Here is a 14,714-nt window from a genome sequence, read left to right on the forward strand (position 1 = left end):
ACGCCCGGAAAGTTACCGCCGGTACGCCATAAGGTGCGTCTGTGGCGAAGGAAGAGACGCGAGCGAAGACGGTGCGCGAGTACCGCACGGAGGAACTGGCCGAGGCGGCCGGCATCCCGGTCCGTACCCTGCGCTTCTACCGCGAGCGCAAACTGCTCCCGCCACCGCGCCGCGAGGGCCGCATCGCCTGGTACGACGACCACCACCTGGCGCGGCTGCGCACCATCGCCGCCCTGCTGGAGCGCGGCCACACCCTCGGCGGCATCGCCGAGCTGACCGCCGCCTTCGAGTCCGGCCGCGACGTCGGCCAGCTCGGCGAACTCCTCGGCATGGCCGGGTCCGAGGAGACCCCGGTCCGGCTCACGCCGGAGGCCCTGGCCGACTACTTCGAGGGCGAGGTCACCCCGGAGAACCTGGCGGCCTCCCTGGGCCTGGGCTACCTGGCCGTCGACGGGGACACGATCGTGCACGTCAGCCGCCGCCTGCTGGACGCCTCCTCGGCCCTGGTCCGCGAGGGCGTCCCGCTGTCAGCGGTGCTGGAGGCGGGCCGGCGCGTGCGCGAGCACGCCGACGCGATGGCGCTCCTGTTCACCGAGCTGATCGCCGCGCACCTGCCGCCCGAGGCCCTGCCGCGCCTGCGCCCGCTGGCCAAGAGCGTCGTCGAGGCGGAGCTGACGATGGCGATGGACCGCCTGGCGGCCGGAACCCAGGCGCCGGCCGCGGACGTAGCCGCAGCCCCGGCCTCGGATCAGGCGCCCAGTTCGTAGACCACGGTCACCGGCGCGTGGTCGGACCAGCGCTCGGGGTGCGTCTCGGCCCGCTCCACGAAGCCCTTGACCGCCCTCGCGGCCAGGCCCGGGGTCGCCACCTGGAGGTCGATGCGCCAGCCGGCGTCGTTGTCGAAGGCCCGCCCGCGGTAGGACCACCAGGAGTACGGCCCCTCGGTGTCCGGGTGCAGCTCGCGCACGACGTCCACGTACCCGGCCTCGGCGTACACCTTGCCCAGCCACTCCCGCTCCTCGGGCAGGAAGCCGGCGTTCTTGCGGTTCGTCTTCCAGTTCTTGAGGTCGGCCTCCCGGTGGCAGATGTTCCAGTCACCGCACACGACGACCTCCCGCCCGCCGGCGGCCGCCCGCACCTTCAGCTCGCGCAGGTACATCAGGAACTCCGCCATGAACCGGTACTTCTCCTCCTGGCGCTCGGTCCCCGCCTCCCCGGAGGGCAGGTAGAGGCTGGCCACGGTCACACCGGGCAGATCGATCTCCAGGTACCGCCCGCCGGCGTCGAACTCCTCGCTCCCGAAGCCGACCTGCACCCGCTCGGGCGCGCGGCGCGTGTACAGCGCGACCCCGGCCCGTCCCTTGGCGGCCGCCGGAGCGAACACGGTGTGCCACCCCTCCGGGCTGCGCACCTCCTGCGGAATCTGCCCCTCCTCGGCCCGTACCTCCTGAAGGCAGACCACATCGGCGTCGGATCCCTCGAGCCACGCCCCGAAGCCCTTCTTGGCGGCGGCGCGGATCCCATTCACATTCACGGAGGTCACGGTGAGCATCCCAGCACCTTAGCGGGACGGTTCCGTACGATGTTCGGATGTCTCACCGCATACAGCTGCGCACCGTTCCGTACGACCACCCGGACGCGGTCAAGCTCAACGACCGGGTCCAGCTCGAATACCAGGAGCGGTACGACGGCGAGGGCGACGCCACCTTCCTGGACCCGGCGATGTTCGCCCCGCCGCAGGGCCTGTACCTCCTGGCGTACGACGCCACGGACGCCCCGGTCGCGAGCGGTGGCTGGCGCAGGCAGGAGAAGAACGACGAGGGGTACTCGGACGGTGACGCCGAGCTCAAGCGCATGTACGTCGTCCCCGAGGCCCGCGGCCTGGGTCTGGCCCGCCGGATCCTGACGGCCCTGGAAGAGGACGCCCGTGCGGCGGGCCGCCGGCGCATGGTCCTCGAAACGGGCGACCGGCAGCCGGAGGCGATCGCCCTCTACCTCTCCTGCGGCTACACCCACTCCGCCAAGTTCGGCTACTACCGCTTCTACGACTCCAGCCGCTGCATGGCGAAGCCGCTGAACGGCTGACGCACGCCCTCCCTCCCCGCCCGTCAGACAGCCCGTCCCACAGCCCGTCATCCAGCCCGTCTCAAAAAGGGCAGAACTGACGATCCTTGGTCTCACGCCTGACCGGTTCGGCGCCTTACGTTGCCAAAAGCGACCATCGGGACCGCCGTGGCCCTGCCGGTCATGCCACGACGAGGAGCTGCCATGAGGGTCTGGTCCTGCCCGTCCGGAACGTGGGAGTACGCCTGGACCCTGCCGCACCCGCGCTTACGCCCGGGGGTCTGCGGCTACCGGGGCTTTCGCCTCGATCCGGCCGGAGTGCGCCGGCGGCTGGAGCTCCCCGACGGAATGGTGACCCTGGTCGCCGGATTCGGCGGCCCGGCCACGGTCACGGACCTGCACGGCGACCCGCCGGGTCCGGCCGCCTCCCACGTCTCCCTGGCGTCCGGTCTGCACACGCACGCGGTGCTCGTCGAGCACGACGGTCCCGTCAGCGGCCTCCAGATCATGCTCGCCCCGTGGACCGCCTTCACCCTCCTCGGGACGGGCCTGCACGGCCTGGCCAACACCGTCGTCGCGCTGGAGGACGTACTCGGCGTCCGGGGCCGGACCCTTCCCGCCGTGCTCGCCTCCGTCCCGGGCTGGGCCGGCCGCTTCGGCCTCCTCGACTCGGTCCTGATCCGCGCCCTGGAGAAGGGGCCCCCGGCCGCCCCGCAGGTGGCGCGGGCCTGGCAGCTGCTGTCCGCCGGGCCGCGGCCGCCGGACCTCGGCGTGCTGGCCGCGCAGGTCGGCTGGAGCGAACGGCAGCTGAGACGGCGTTTCGAGGAGCAGATCGGCCTCTCGCCGAAACCGGCCGCGCGGGTGGCCCGGCTGCGCTCCGCGCTGCGCATGCTCACCGGCGGCCAGTCGGCCGCCGCGACGGCTTCGGCCTGCGGATTCCACGACCAGGCCCACTTCCACCACGAGTTCAAGGCGATGACCAGTCTGACCCCGGCCGATTTCCTGGTCCGCCGTAGGTGGGGAGCCGCCGGGCCGCAGCCGCTGGACCGGATACCCGGGGAGCCCACCGGCGTCGCGCTCACCGCCTGATCCGGGGCGCCCGCCGGCCGCCGGGCGTCAGGGCCGGTTTCTACAAGACACCCCACAGCGCCCGTGTCAGGGTGATGCCGCCCTGAGACCTCGCCTGACCAGAGAAAAGGTGACCAAGGTGCCGCTGGACGACGAAGTGACCGTAGTGCGTACCCCTGCCGAGTTCCTCGACATGCCCGACGAGTACCAGGACATGGCCAAACGCCAGATGCTCATCCACACCGAGGGCGAGCTGTCCGGCGCCGACGACTACATCCGGGTGTTCTACCCGCTCGCGCCGAACGCGGAGGAGCGCCAGGTCTGCTGCGAACGGGCCGCCGAGGAGTTCAACCACTTCAAGGTCGCCAGCGCGGTCCTCGCGGACCTCGGGGTGGACACCGCGTACATGGGGACCCAGTCGCTGGAGGAGCGGCGCAAGCTCTTCCTGTCCGCCGACTTCCACAACAGCACCACGTGGGCCGAGCGCGGTGTCGTGTCCTGGCTCATCGAGGACGCCGTCATGGAGCTGCTCAAGGAGATGGCCGTCAGCAGCTACCGCCCCTGGGCGGACTCCTTCCGGACCGTGATCCAGGACGAGCGGGTCCACATCGCGCACGGCGCGCGGATCGTCCGCGGCCTGGTGAAGGACCCGGACGGCAAGAAGCAGGTCCAGGCCGCCGTGGACCGGCTGTGGCCGCACTCCCTCGCGGTGTTCGGCAACCCCGAGGCCAAGAAGGCGGAGATAGCCGTCCGCTGGGGCCTGCGCACGCGCACGAACGCCGAGGCCCGCCATGACTGGGAGGTCCGCGGCGGCGCGAAGGTGCGCAAGCTCGGCCTGAGCGTCCCGTCATGACCCCGCACGGCCGGCCCGGAACACCTGTTGGCAGAGGAGCCCGCCCATGTCATCCGTACCGCTCAACCTCACCCGTCGGCCCCGCTCCCGGGAGGAGATCCGCGAGCGGGTCGCCGACATCGTCCGCCAGGAGCCGGAACTCGGCGTCCGGCTCGACGCGTTGCGCTCGTTCAGCCGCAAGGTCCGCAACACGGAGGTGCACCTGACGGGTGCCTGCAACATCCGGTGCGACGGGTGCTGGTTCTTCGCCCACGACTTCGACTCGGCGGTGCGCGACGAGCGCGACCTGACGAAGGTCCGGGCCTTCGTGGAGCGCATCAAGGCCGACGGGGTCACCTCGGCCCTGCTGATCGGCGGGGAGCCGACGCTCGTCCCCGACCGGATCCGGCCGTTCGTCGACCTGCTGGACTTCGTCACCATCTCCACCAACGGTCTGCTCGCGCTGCCGATGGAGGGCTTCGAGGAGGTGGCGATAGCGGTGTCCGTCTTCGGCGGCGGCCCGCTGGACGACCAGCTGCGCGCGATCCACCCCAACGGCCGGCGCTTCTCCGGCCTCATCGACACGGCGCTGGAGAACTACCGCGGTGACCCGCGGGCCACTTTCGTCTACGCGCTGACCGAACAGGGCTCCGGCTACATCGAGGAGACCGTCCGCAAGATGGCGGAGAACGGCAATCTGGTCAGCTTCAACTTCTACAGCGAGTACGGCGGCGAGCATCCCCTGAGGGAGCCGGAGGGCCGCAGACTCCTCAACGAGGCCCTGCGGGTGCAACAGCTGTTCCCCGACGCGGTGGTCAACGACCCGTACTACATCGAGGCCCTGATCACGGGCCGTTCGCACGGCCAGAGCTTCGGTTACGACGTCTGCCCCAGCATCAGCGTCGACCACAAGGCGCACGAGCAGCGGATGGCCAACGGCAATCCGGTGCTGCCGGGGTTCAACGCGTGGGGCGCCGACCTGGAGACGGTGCAGTTCTGCTGTACTTCCGGCCACTGCGGGGACTGCCGCGACAGCCAGGCGGTGCACAGTTGGCTGTTGATGAGCATGCACGAGTTCCTCGACGGCCCGGACTCCCTGCGCACCTGGCTCGGTGTCTCGGAGGGGTACTGGCGCCAGTGGAGCTGGTCCCCGTACAGCCCGCACCGGACGGCCTGACCGGGACTCCGGCCCCGCACGACAGCACGGCGAAGTACTGCGAAGCACTGCGACCAGAAAGGGATCCACCGACGTGCCCCAGCCGTTCAGCGTCCGTATCGGTGTCCGCGAGTACGAGCTCGACACCCGCGGCCACCTCAACCAGGCGGTCTACCTCCAGTACTGCGAGCACGCCCTGTGGGAGGTTCTCCGGGCCGCGGGGGTGCCCGGGGACAAACTGCTGGCGAGCGGGGTCGGACCGGCCCAGCTCGAATGCACGCTGAAGTTCAAGCGGGAGCTCCAGGGCGGGGAGGAGGTCGACGTCTTCTGTCTCTTCACCTGGGGAGAGGGCAAGACCTTCCGGCTCCGCCAGGACATCCGCAAGGCCGACGGGACCCTCGCGGCGGAAGTGACGGGCACGCTGGGACTCCTGGACCTGTCCGCCCGCAGCCTGGTCCCCGACCCCGGCGGCCACCTGCGCGCCCTGGCGGAACACCCCGCCGTCCTCGGCCTCTAGAGGGCGTCCGGGGCGTCCGGCACAAACAAAGATCCCGTCCGGTCTGACGACCGGACGGGATCTCTTGACGTTCCCGGGAGCAACCCGCGAACTGTCGTCTGTGGACCTGTGGGGATTTGAACCCCAGACCCCCTCGATGCGAACGAGGTGCGCTACCAGACTGCGCCACAGGCCCTTGCGACGTGTGAAACATTAGCATCCCCGCGCGGGTGCTCCAAAACCGGTAACCGGGGAGCGTCCACGCAGGTCAGCGATCACTCGTTCGCGGCGCGGGGGCGCTCGTCGCTCTCGTACTGGTCGAACAGCGGCGTGCGGCCGCGGCCCTGGCTGCGGGGGCGCGGGGTGGTCGGCTGCTTCGGGTCCGGCTTGGCGGGCTCGGGCTGGGCGCGCAGGCGCGGTTCCGTCGGCTCGGCGGTGCTGGAGCGGGTCGCGCTCCAGGCGTCCGGGGTCGCGGGGCCGGTGGCGCGGGGGGCGACCGGGGCCGTCACGTACGTCGGCAGCGGGACCGGGACCGGCTCCCAGCTGTCGCCGCGTGCGGGGCCGCGTTCACGCTCGCGCTGCTGGTCGACCCACTCGGCGTGGTCGGTCTGCTCGACCAGCGCCCGCCGCCCCGCCTCCTGCGGCGAGACGGGCGGCGCGGGGTCGGGCTCGGCGACGCCGGTCTCGGCCGCGCCTTCGGCGGGCCGGCGGCGCGGGCGGTTCTCCCGCAGCTGCCGCGCGGCCGCCTCGGCGCGCCTGCGGTCCATCGTGAACTCGTAGCGCCGCCGCTCCTGGACCCGCAGGTGCACGATGTACGCGCTGAGCAGGAGGGCGGGCACGGCGGGGGCCCACAGGAAGCGCAGGCCGCCGACCGCGGCGACGACCGCGCCGAGGGTGAAGACCAGGAAGAGGAGCGCGGTGGTGCGCCGACGGCGGGCGAGGACCTGGAGGCGCTGTTCGCGCCGGGCCCGCTCCGCCCGCTGCTCCCGCTCGGCGGTGGCCGGTCTCGGCTCCGCCCTGGTCGGGGGCACGACGACGGCCCGGGCGTCGGCGTCAACGGAATTCACCGTTTCCGTCGCGGCGTCCGGGTCCGCGTGGGGCTGGGGCCCCGCCTCCTCGCCACCGCGCTCACGCAGCCCCTTGGCGTAACGGCGCTCCATTCCCGCCCGGCCGGAAAGCAGCCGAATGGCGGTGGAGAAGCGTTCCGTCGGACGGGCTTCGTTCAGCTCGTCCTGCCTCCGGAGCCACATGGGCACCAAGTAGGCGGCCCAGGCCCCGACAATGACTGCGTAGATGAGGCCGCTGCTGCTCACACCCCACACCGTAGAGGGGTGCGGGCGAGGGGATCGGCCAATTGGGCCGGTGTGTCGCGCGATCTCGCTGATATCACGGACTTTTTTTGTGATTCTTCGGATCAGGTTATGGGCGAATCGGTTCAGACCGCGGATTAATTCGAACAGATATTCGTTTACGCTATTTCGGCGGCGTCGGCGGAGACTGCGGAGACTGCGGGGCTTGCGACTGCCGCGCCCGGTGCCAGCGGCGCAGCAGCCCCTCCGGCACCTCCTCCACCGTGACCGCGTACACCAGGTGGTCGCGCCAGGCCCCGTCGATGTGCAGGTAGCGCGGCCGCAGCCCCTCCTCGCGCAGCCCCAGCTTCTCCACGACGCGCCGGCTCGGCCCGTTCTCGGGGCGGATGCAGACCTCGATCCGGTGCAGTCCCACCTTCCCGAAGCAGTGGTCCACCGCCAGGGCGACCGCCGTCGGCATCACGCCGCGGCCGGCGACCTCGCGGTCCACCCAGTAGCCGACGTGGGCCGCGCACATGGAGCCCCAGGTGATCCCGGCGACCGTCAGCTGGCCCACCAGCCGTCCCCGGTACTCGATCACGAACGGCAGCATTCGGCCCGCGCTCGCCTCCGCCCGCAGGTGGCGCACCATCTGCCGGTACGTGGGCCGCTGGACCACCGGCCCCCACGGCGCGGGCGGCGGGATCGTCGCCTCCCACGGCCGCAGCCAGTCGCGGTTGCGCCGGTTGACCTCGCGCCAGGCCTTCTGGTCCCGCAGCTTTATCGGCCGGAGCGTGACGTCGCCGTCCCGCAGGACCACCGGCCAGGTGGGGCTGTTCAGCTCGCGCTCCCGGAGGTGTCCGCCGGTCTGGGGTGGTCTCCGCCCCGGATCTGGTCCACCGCGTGCGGCAGGATCCGGGACAGGACGGCGAGGCCGTCGCGCACCCCTCCGGTGGAGCCCGGCAGGTTGACGATGAGGGTGTGCCCGGCCACGCCCGCCAGGCCCCGGGACAGGGCCGCGGTCGGCACCTTCGCCAGGCCTTCGGCGCGGATGGCCTGCGGGATGCCGGGGACCTCGTAGTCCAGCACCCGCGCGGTGGCGTCCGGGGTGCGGTCGGTGGGCGAGATGCCGGTACCGCCGGTGGTCAGGATGACGTCGTACCCGGCGGCCACGCCCTCGCGCAGCGCCTTCTCGACGGGATCGCCGTCGGGGACCACCCGGGGGCCGTCCACGGCGAAGCCGAGCCGCTCCAGCGCCTCGGCCAGCAGCGGGCCGCCCTTGTCGGCGTACACGCCCTGGGAGGCCCGGTTCGAGGCCGTGACGACCAGGGCCCTGCCCTTGGAAGCGGGTACGGGCGCTCCGGTTCCGGCCGCGCCCGCCTCCGGGACCGGCAGGTGGCTGTGGACCTCGCCGCCGCGCGGGGCGTTCACGACCGCGCCCAGTCGCCGGACTTGCCGCCGGTCTTCTCCTCCACCCGGACGTCCGTGATGACCGCGCCCTTGTCGACGGCCTTCACCATGTCGATCACGGTGAGCCCGGCGACCGCGACGGCGGTCAGCGCCTCCATCTCGACGCCCGTGCGGTCGGTCGTCTTCACGGTGGCGAGGATCTCGACGGCGTCGTCGGCGACCAACAGGTCGACCTTCACGCCGGAGACGGCCAGCGGATGGCACAGCGGGATCAGGTCGGGGGTCTTCTTCGCCCCCATGATCCCGGCGATCCGCGCGGTCGCGAGGGCGTCGCCCTTGGGCACGCCCTCGCCGCGCAGCAGCTCGATCACCCGGGGGGAGACGAGGACCCGTCCGCTGGCGCGGGCCGTCCGGGTGGTGACGTCCTTCTCGGAGACGTCGACCATCCGGGCCGCGCCGGCCTCGTCGATGTGGGTCAGCCTGCTCTGGGTACTCATTGCTGTGCCGCTCCGCTCTGGGCCCCCGAAGGGCCTGTGTGGTGCGACACACGCTACCCGCACCGGCCCGCCTTCAGCCGAGCAGGACCACTTCGAGCTCGGCCCCCGGCTCCACCGAGGTGACGTCCTCCGGTACGACGATCAGGGAGTCGGCGTGCGCCAGCGCGGCGATCAGGTGGGAGCCCGATCCGCCGACCGGGCTCACCGTCCCGCTCTCGGCGTCGTACGTCCCGCGCAGGAACTGGCGGCGGCCGGCCGGCGAGCCCAGCGCCTTGTCGGCCCGCAGGACCGCCCGCACGCTGGGCCGGCGGACCTGCGCCTCCGGCAGCCCCATGAGGGCGCGGATCGCGGGGCGCACGAACAGCTCGAAGGAGACGTAGGAGGACACCGGGTTGCCGGGCAGCGCCAGCAGCGGGGTGTGGTCGGGGCCGATGGAGCCGAAGCCCTGCGGCTTGCCGGGCTGCATGGCGATCTTGCGGAAGTCGATGCCGCCGCCCTCCACGCCGTCCTCGCCCGCGCCGACGCCGGACAGCGCCTCCTTGACCACGTCGTACGCGCCGACGCTGACCCCGCCCGTGGTGACCAGCAGGTCGGCCCGGATCAGCTGGTCCTCGATGGTGGCGCGCAGGGTGTCGGCGTCGTCCGCGACGGCACCGACCCGGTAGGCGATGGCCCCCGCGTCCCGCGCGGCCGCCGCCAGCGCGAAGCTGTTGGAGTCGTAGATCGTCCCGTTGGTCAGCGGCTCGCCGGGCTGGACCAGCTCGCTGCCCGTGGACAGGACCACCACGCGCGGGCGGGGCCGGACCCGGACGGTGCCGCGTCCGATGGCGGCCAGCAGGGCGATCTGCGGCGGGCCCAGGACCGTACCGGCCGCCAGGGCCAGGTCACCGGCCTGGACGTCGCTTCCGCGCGCGCGGACGTGCGCCCGCGCCTCGGCGGCGCGGTGCACCCGTACCTCGCCGCCCGCCCGCTCCGGGGCGGCGCTGGCCGGGGTCATCCCTGCGGCCGCACCGCCGCCCGCGCCGCCGTCGGTCCACTCCACCGGTACGACGGCTTCCGCGCCGGGCGGCAGCGGCGCGCCGGTCATGATCCGGGCGGCCTCGCCGGGGCCGACGGTGGGCAGCTCACCGCTGCCCGCCGCGACGTCCCCGATGACCGTCAGCACCGCGGGGAACTCCTCGCTCGCGCCCTGGACGTCGGCCGTGCGGACGGCGTAGCCGTCCATCGAGCTGTTGTCGAAGGGAGGGAGCGCGACGGGCACGGTGACGTCTTCGACCAGGACACAGCCCTGGGCGTCCAGCAGCTGGAGCTCGATCGGCTCCAGCGGCCGGACGGCCGCGAGGACGTCCGCGAGGTGCTCGTCCACGGACCACAGACGGTGGCCAGTGTCCTGCGGTGCGGAACTGCTCAAGGTGCTACATCTCCTCCGTGACGTAACGGTGAAGCCAGGTGCGGAACTCCGGGCCCAGGTCCTCGCGCTCGCACGCGAGGCGGACGATGGCCCTCAGGTAGTCCCCGCGGTCCCCGGTGTCGTAGCGGCGGCCTCGGAAGACCACGCCGTGCACCGGACCGCCGACGCTCTCGTCGGCGGCCAGCTTCTGCAGGGCGTCGGTGAGCTGGATCTCCCCACCGCGGCCCGGCTCGGTCTCCCGCAGTATGTCGAAGATCGCGGGGTTGAGGACGTAGCGTCCGATGACCGCGTAGTTGCTGGGCGCGTCCGCGGGCTCCGGCTTCTCGACGAGGCCGGTGACGCGGACCACGCCCTCCTCGTCCGTCGGCTCGACGGCGGCGCAGCCGTAGAGGTGGACGCTGGCCGGGTCGACCTCCATGAGGGCGATGACGGTGCCGCCGGTGCGGGCGTAGATCTCGGCCATCTGACGCAGCAGCGGGTCGCGCGGGTCGATGAGGTCGTCGCCGAGCAGGACGGCGAAGGGCTCGCGGCCGACGTGCGGCTCGGCGCAGAGCACGGCGTGGCCCAGGCCCCGCGGGTCGCCCTGGCGGACGTAGTGCATGGTGGCGAGGTCGCTGGACTCCTGGACCTTCTTCAGCCGGTCGTCGTCGCCCTTGGCGATGAGGGCCGACTCCAGCTCGTAGTTCCGGTCGAAGTGGTCTTCCAGAGCACGCTTGTTACGCCCAGTGATCATGAGTACATCGTCGAGCCCGGCCGCGACCGCCTCCTCCACCACGTACTGGATGGCCGGCTTGTCCACAACCGGGAGCATTTCCTTGGGGGTCGCCTTGGTCGCCGGAAGGAACCGAGTACCGAGGCCAGCGGCCGGAATCACGGCCTTCTTGATCACGGGGTGCAACATAGTCATGCCCCGAACGATAGTGGGTGCCCACGAACGCCCGACCAGACCGCAGTACGTAGATCCGCTTATGTCCCGATTCGCAAGGGTATTTGATTCCGCCGTGGCCAAGAACCCGCTCCCCGTTTCCGCCAAGGCCGCGCTGCGCCGGGAACTCCTCGCCGCCCGCCGCGCCTTGTCCCCGGACGCCTGCCGCACGGCGGCCACCGCACTCGCCGCCAGGGCCCTCGAACTGCCCGAACTGGCCGGTGCCCGCACGGTCGCGGCGTACGTCTCCGTCGGCACTGAACCCGGCACCCGCGAGCTCCTCGACGCCCTGCGCGCGGCCGGCAAGCGCGTACTGCTCCCCCTGCTGCTGCCCGACAACGACCTCGACTGGGCGGTGTACGAGGGCCCGCGCAGCCTCGCCGAGACCGCGCACGCGGGCAAGATGCGCCTGCTGGAGCCGACCGGCCCGCCGCTCGGCCCCGACGCGGTGACCGGGGCCGACGCGGTGCTGCTGCCCGGGCTGGCCGTGGACCGGCGCGGCATGCGCCTGGGCCGCGGCGGGGGCTCGTACGACCGGGTGCTGGAGCGGCTGGAGCGCGCCGGGGCCCATCCCGCGCTGGTCGTGCTCCTCTACGACGACGAGGTGGTCGCGCGGGTCCCGGAGGAACCGCACGACCACCCCGTGCAGGCGGTGGCGACCCCGTCAGGGGTGCGCCGCTTCGGCTCGTGACGCCCGGCCGCCTATGAGCCCTCGGGCTTGAGCGTCAGGGTGTCCACCGTGGACTTGTCGACGGCGTCCTTGCTGAAGGCCCAGTCCAGCAGCTCGCCCTTGGCCCACAGCGTCGTCTGGTCCGTGTAGTGCGAGCTGTACGCGTGCCCCGAGGCGCCCGTCAGGTTGATCCAGCGGGACTTGTCGAGGTCGTTGAGGTTCACGACCATCCGCATGGACGGCACCCAGGTGACCCCGTACCCGCTGGAGGCGTTCCAACCGGTCGCGTTGACCGTGGCCTCGCCGCCGCCCAGGTTCCACGGGCCGCGGTTGAGGAGCCACTGCATGAAGCCGGGGCCCTCGGTGCCGATCGTCTGGTTCTTCAGCGTCAGCCGGTGCAGCCGGCCCCAGCTCCAGGTGGACTGGTCCTTGCCGAGCTTGGCGGTCAGCTCCCAGCGGGCGTCCGTCATGGCCCGGGCGAAGAGCTCGTCGCGGGTGGTGGTCGCCGGCTGGGTCAGGGTCCTGGGCGCGCTCCACCACTGCGACTTCTCGTCCTTGACCAGGCGGCGGACCACCTCGAACCAGCGGTCGCCGCCGTCCGGCTGCGCGGAGTCGGAGTCGCGGGTGCCGCATTCGCGGACCGTCTTGGCGAGGTCGTCGGCGGGGCCGGTGCCGTTGCCGAGGACGTTCATGCAGCTGCCCTCGATCCGCAGCTCCTTGGGCATCTTGTCGCCGAAGGACAGCTTGAGGATGTTGCGCCAGACCGCGTTGAAGTAGGCCGCGGCCGCCGAGTCGGGCTCCTGCGTGTAGTTCCAGCCGTCCAGCAGCTTCTGCGCGGCGCGCACGCCCGGGTCCGACACCTCGATCTTCGCCAGCATCGGGGTCAGCAGCGCGGCGATCTCGCTGCTGTTGTCCATCTGCATGGTGCGCATGTCGTCGGTCGAGATCTTCCCGCCGTCCTTGATCTTCGCCTCGATGAGGTCGTTGATCCGCTGGCTGCGGGCGCCGTAACCCCAGTCGGTGGTCAGCAGGTACGGGTACTTGCCCGCGCCGTTCCCGCCCTCCACGACCGCCTGGTTGGCGGTGACGATGTAGCCGCGGGCCGGGTTCTGGTCCCAGGGCATCTCGCTCTGCGGGATGGAGCCGGCGGCGCCGTCCTTGCCGCCCTTCCAGGCGTACTTGGAGTCCCAGCCCGGGGCGGGCATCCGGCCGTCGCCCTGGCCGCGGACGGGGATCCGGCCCGGGGCCTGGTAGCCGATGTTGCCGCTGGCGCCCTTGTTGTCGGCGTAGATCAGGTTCTGGGAGGGGACCTCGAAGTCGGCCGCGGCGGCCCGGAAGGCCGCGAAGTCCTTGGCGCGGTTGAGCTTGAACACGGCGTCCATCGACTTGCCCGGCTCCAGCGCGGTCCAGCGCAGGGCGACGGCGTACCCGTCGCCGCGGTCGGGCGCGGAGCTGGCGACGGGGGCGCGGGCGCCGACCGTGGCGAGCTCGTCGCTGCGGTCGGAGACGAGCGGGCCGTTGTTGGTGGTGCGGACGGTGATCTTCTTGCTGTCGCCGCCCGCGACCTTGATGACCTCTTCACGGGTGGTGAAGGGGAGCACCTTGTTGTCGTAGACGTAGCCCTCGGGCTTGACCTGCTCCAGGTAGAGGTCGGTGACGTCGGCGCCGAGGTTGGTCATGCCCCAGGCGATGTCGGTGTTGTGGCCGATGACCACGCCCGGCATGCCGGAGAAGGTGTAGCCGGCCACGTCGTACTGGCACTGGGGCGAGGCCGCACGGCAGTGCAGGCCCATCTGGTACCAGACCGAGGGCAGCTGCGGGGCCAGGTGCGGGTCGTTCGCGAGCAGCGGCTTGCCGGTGGTCGTGTACTTGCCCGAGATGACCCAGGAGTTCGAGCCGATGCCGCTGCCGTTGGGGCCGAGGATCGCGGGGATCTCGTCCAGGGTGTCGGCGAGGGCGCCGAGCTGCGTGCGCAGGCCCACGGCCGCGCCCTGGGCCGTGGCGTTGTCGGCGAGGCCGGTGGCGGAGGCGCCGCCCATGGCCGTGGAGGGCTGGGAGCCCACGGCGCTGCCGGAGCCGGAGCCGCTGCCGCCGCCCGAACCGGAGCCGCCGCTGAAGCCCTGGGGTGCGTACTTGCCCCCCTCGACCTTGCCGCCCTCGACGATCGGCTTGTTCCGGTCGAAGGGGTACGGCGGGTAGAGCTCGTCGATCTGCGCCGGCGAGAGCTTGCTCGCCATCAGCGCCCGGTCGATCTCGTCCTGCATGTTGCCGCGCAGGTCCCAGGCCATCGCCTTGAGCCAGGCCACCGAGTCCACCGGCGACCACTGCTCGGGCCGGTAGCCGTCACTGAGCTTGAGGGCGGCGTGCTCCACGGAGAGGTCCTTGCCGGACTTCCCCTTCAGGTACGCGTTGACCCCGTCGGCGTAGGCCTGGAGGTACTTCTTGGTCTCCTCCGACAGCTTGGTGTCGTATTCGGCCTGCGCGACCTGGCGCCAGCCCAGCGTGCGCAGGAAGGCGTCGGTCTCGACCTGGCCGGAGCCGAACATCTCCGAGAGCCGCCCGGAGGTCATGTGCCGGCGCACGTCCATCTCCCAGAAGCGGTCCTGGGCGTGGACGAAGCCCTGCGCGCGGAAGAGGTCGGCGTCGTTGTCGGCGTAGAGCTGCGGGATGCCGTGCTCGTCGCGCTTGACGTCGACGGTCCCGGTCAGGCCGGGCACCTTGAGGGAGCCGGTCGTCTGGGGGAAGGACGCGCGCACGCTGTCCACGCTCCAGTACGCCCCGTAGCCGAGGCCCGCGACGAGCGCCAGGACCAGGACGAGCACGATCAGACGGGCACGTCGCCCCTTCTTCTTGACGGGAGGAGCGGTTTCGTTGGCGGGCATCGCTGTCCTTAGAG

At 71.9% G+C, this 14,714-nt stretch carries 15 protein-coding genes and 1 tRNA gene; 7 read left to right on the plus strand and 9 right to left on the minus strand.

Annotated features, from left to right (window positions below):
* Window positions 1-41: 41 nt before the first annotated feature.
* The gene (locus tag ACF059_RS24310) at window positions 42-767 is read left to right on the plus strand and encodes a MerR family transcriptional regulator (RefSeq protein ID WP_392060635.1); all 726 of its coding nucleotides are present in this window, start codon (window positions 42-44) and stop codon (window positions 765-767) included.
* Here ACF059_RS24310 and ACF059_RS24315 read toward each other — a convergent pair.
* Window positions 749-1,552, minus strand: a complete 804-nt coding sequence (locus tag ACF059_RS24315; protein ID WP_392060639.1) for an exodeoxyribonuclease III — start codon at window positions 1,550-1,552, stop codon at window positions 749-751. The two genes, ACF059_RS24310 and ACF059_RS24315, sit on opposite strands and share 19 nt — an antisense overlap.
* Window positions 1,553-1,590: 38 nt before the next feature.
* Here ACF059_RS24315 and ACF059_RS24320 point away from each other — a divergent pair, with 38 nt between their 5' ends.
* From ACF059_RS24320 to ACF059_RS24340, 5 genes are all read left to right on the plus strand, one after another.
* Window positions 1,591-2,085: a GNAT family N-acetyltransferase gene (locus ACF059_RS24320; protein ID WP_392060642.1), complete on the plus strand. Its 495-nt coding sequence runs from the start codon at window positions 1,591-1,593 to the stop codon at window positions 2,083-2,085.
* A 183-nt stretch (window positions 2,086-2,268) separates the two neighbouring features.
* Window positions 2,269-3,153, plus strand: coding sequence for a helix-turn-helix domain-containing protein (locus ACF059_RS24325; RefSeq protein WP_392060645.1), 885 nt, complete (start codon window positions 2,269-2,271; stop codon window positions 3,151-3,153).
* A gap of 136 nt (window positions 3,154-3,289) precedes the next feature.
* Complete coding sequence (locus ACF059_RS24330) at window positions 3,290-3,985, plus strand: Phenylacetic acid catabolic protein (RefSeq protein ID WP_392060648.1); 696 nt, start codon at window positions 3,290-3,292, stop codon at window positions 3,983-3,985.
* A gap of 46 nt (window positions 3,986-4,031) precedes the next feature.
* Entirely contained in the window at window positions 4,032-5,141 is a 1,110-nt protein-coding gene (locus tag ACF059_RS24335; RefSeq protein ID WP_361939056.1) for a radical SAM protein, read from the plus strand.
* Window positions 5,142-5,214: 73 nt separating this feature from the next.
* Window positions 5,215-5,637 (plus strand): acyl-CoA thioesterase, encoded by a 423-nt coding sequence (locus tag ACF059_RS24340; RefSeq protein WP_392060652.1) that lies wholly within the window; start codon window positions 5,215-5,217, stop codon window positions 5,635-5,637.
* A gap of 101 nt (window positions 5,638-5,738) precedes the next feature.
* Here the strand turns inward: ACF059_RS24340 and ACF059_RS24345 are convergent.
* The 7 genes from ACF059_RS24345 to galU all read right to left on the minus strand — a co-directional run bounded on the left by ACF059_RS24345 (window position 5,739) and on the right by galU (window position 11,130).
* A tRNA-Ala gene (locus tag ACF059_RS24345) sits at window positions 5,739-5,812 on the minus strand.
* 79 nt (window positions 5,813-5,891) lie between these two features.
* Window positions 5,892-6,929 (minus strand): hypothetical protein, encoded by a 1,038-nt coding sequence (locus ACF059_RS24350; protein WP_392060654.1) that lies wholly within the window; start codon window positions 6,927-6,929, stop codon window positions 5,892-5,894.
* A 160-nt stretch (window positions 6,930-7,089) separates the two neighbouring features.
* Complete coding sequence (locus ACF059_RS24355; protein WP_392060657.1) at window positions 7,090-7,725, minus strand: GNAT family N-acetyltransferase; 636 nt, start codon at window positions 7,723-7,725, stop codon at window positions 7,090-7,092.
* A gap of 17 nt (window positions 7,726-7,742) precedes the next feature.
* A complete protein-coding gene (locus ACF059_RS24360; protein WP_392061213.1) occupies window positions 7,743-8,300 on the minus strand; it encodes a molybdenum cofactor biosynthesis protein B in 558 nt (185 codons plus the stop codon).
* A 32-nt stretch (window positions 8,301-8,332) separates the two neighbouring features.
* Window positions 8,333-8,812, minus strand: a complete 480-nt coding sequence (gene moaC, locus ACF059_RS24365; protein WP_362855888.1) for a cyclic pyranopterin monophosphate synthase MoaC — start codon at window positions 8,810-8,812, stop codon at window positions 8,333-8,335.
* A gap of 73 nt (window positions 8,813-8,885) precedes the next feature.
* Complete coding sequence (glp, locus tag ACF059_RS24370) at window positions 8,886-10,223, minus strand: gephyrin-like molybdotransferase Glp (protein ID WP_392060660.1); 1,338 nt, start codon at window positions 10,221-10,223, stop codon at window positions 8,886-8,888.
* 4 nt (window positions 10,224-10,227) lie between these two features.
* Complete coding sequence (gene galU / locus ACF059_RS24375) at window positions 10,228-11,130, minus strand: UTP--glucose-1-phosphate uridylyltransferase GalU (RefSeq protein WP_360891349.1); 903 nt, start codon at window positions 11,128-11,130, stop codon at window positions 10,228-10,230.
* Between the two features lie 94 nt (window positions 11,131-11,224).
* Between galU and ACF059_RS24380 the strand changes: the two genes are divergently transcribed.
* Window positions 11,225-11,839 (plus strand): 5-formyltetrahydrofolate cyclo-ligase, encoded by a 615-nt coding sequence (locus tag ACF059_RS24380; RefSeq protein WP_392060663.1) that lies wholly within the window; start codon window positions 11,225-11,227, stop codon window positions 11,837-11,839.
* Between the two features lie 11 nt (window positions 11,840-11,850).
* Here the strand turns inward: ACF059_RS24380 and ACF059_RS24385 are convergent, their stop codons facing one another.
* Window positions 11,851-14,700, minus strand: coding sequence for a penicillin acylase family protein (locus tag ACF059_RS24385; protein ID WP_392060666.1), 2,850 nt, complete (start codon window positions 14,698-14,700; stop codon window positions 11,851-11,853).
* Between the last annotated feature and the right edge of the window lie 14 nt (window positions 14,701-14,714).

Source organism: Streptomyces sp. NPDC016562 (assembly GCF_043076955.1).
Lineage (GTDB): Bacteria > Actinomycetota > Actinomycetes > Streptomycetales > Streptomycetaceae > Streptomyces.

Bases quoted from the DNA above. Each gene is read 5' to 3' on its own strand.
- ACF059_RS24315 (WP_392060639.1), bottom strand. From the start codon at position 1,552: ATGCTCACCGTGACCTCCGTGAATGTGAATGGGATCCGCGCCGCCGCC.
- ACF059_RS24320 (WP_392060642.1), top strand. From the start codon at position 1,591: ATGTCTCACCGCATACAGCTGCGCACCGTTCCGTACGACCACCCGGAC.
- ACF059_RS24325 (WP_392060645.1), top strand. From the start codon at position 2,269: ATGAGGGTCTGGTCCTGCCCGTCCGGAACGTGGGAGTACGCCTGGACC.
- ACF059_RS24335 (WP_361939056.1), top strand. From the start codon at position 4,032: ATGTCATCCGTACCGCTCAACCTCACCCGTCGGCCCCGCTCCCGGGAG.
- moaC (WP_362855888.1), bottom strand. From the start codon at position 8,812: ATGAGTACCCAGAGCAGGCTGACCCACATCGACGAGGCCGGCGCGGCC.
- galU (WP_360891349.1), bottom strand. From the start codon at position 11,130: ATGACTATGTTGCACCCCGTGATCAAGAAGGCCGTGATTCCGGCCGCT.
- ACF059_RS24385 (WP_392060666.1), bottom strand. From the start codon at position 14,700: ATGCCCGCCAACGAAACCGCTCCTCCCGTCAAGAAGAAGGGGCGACGT.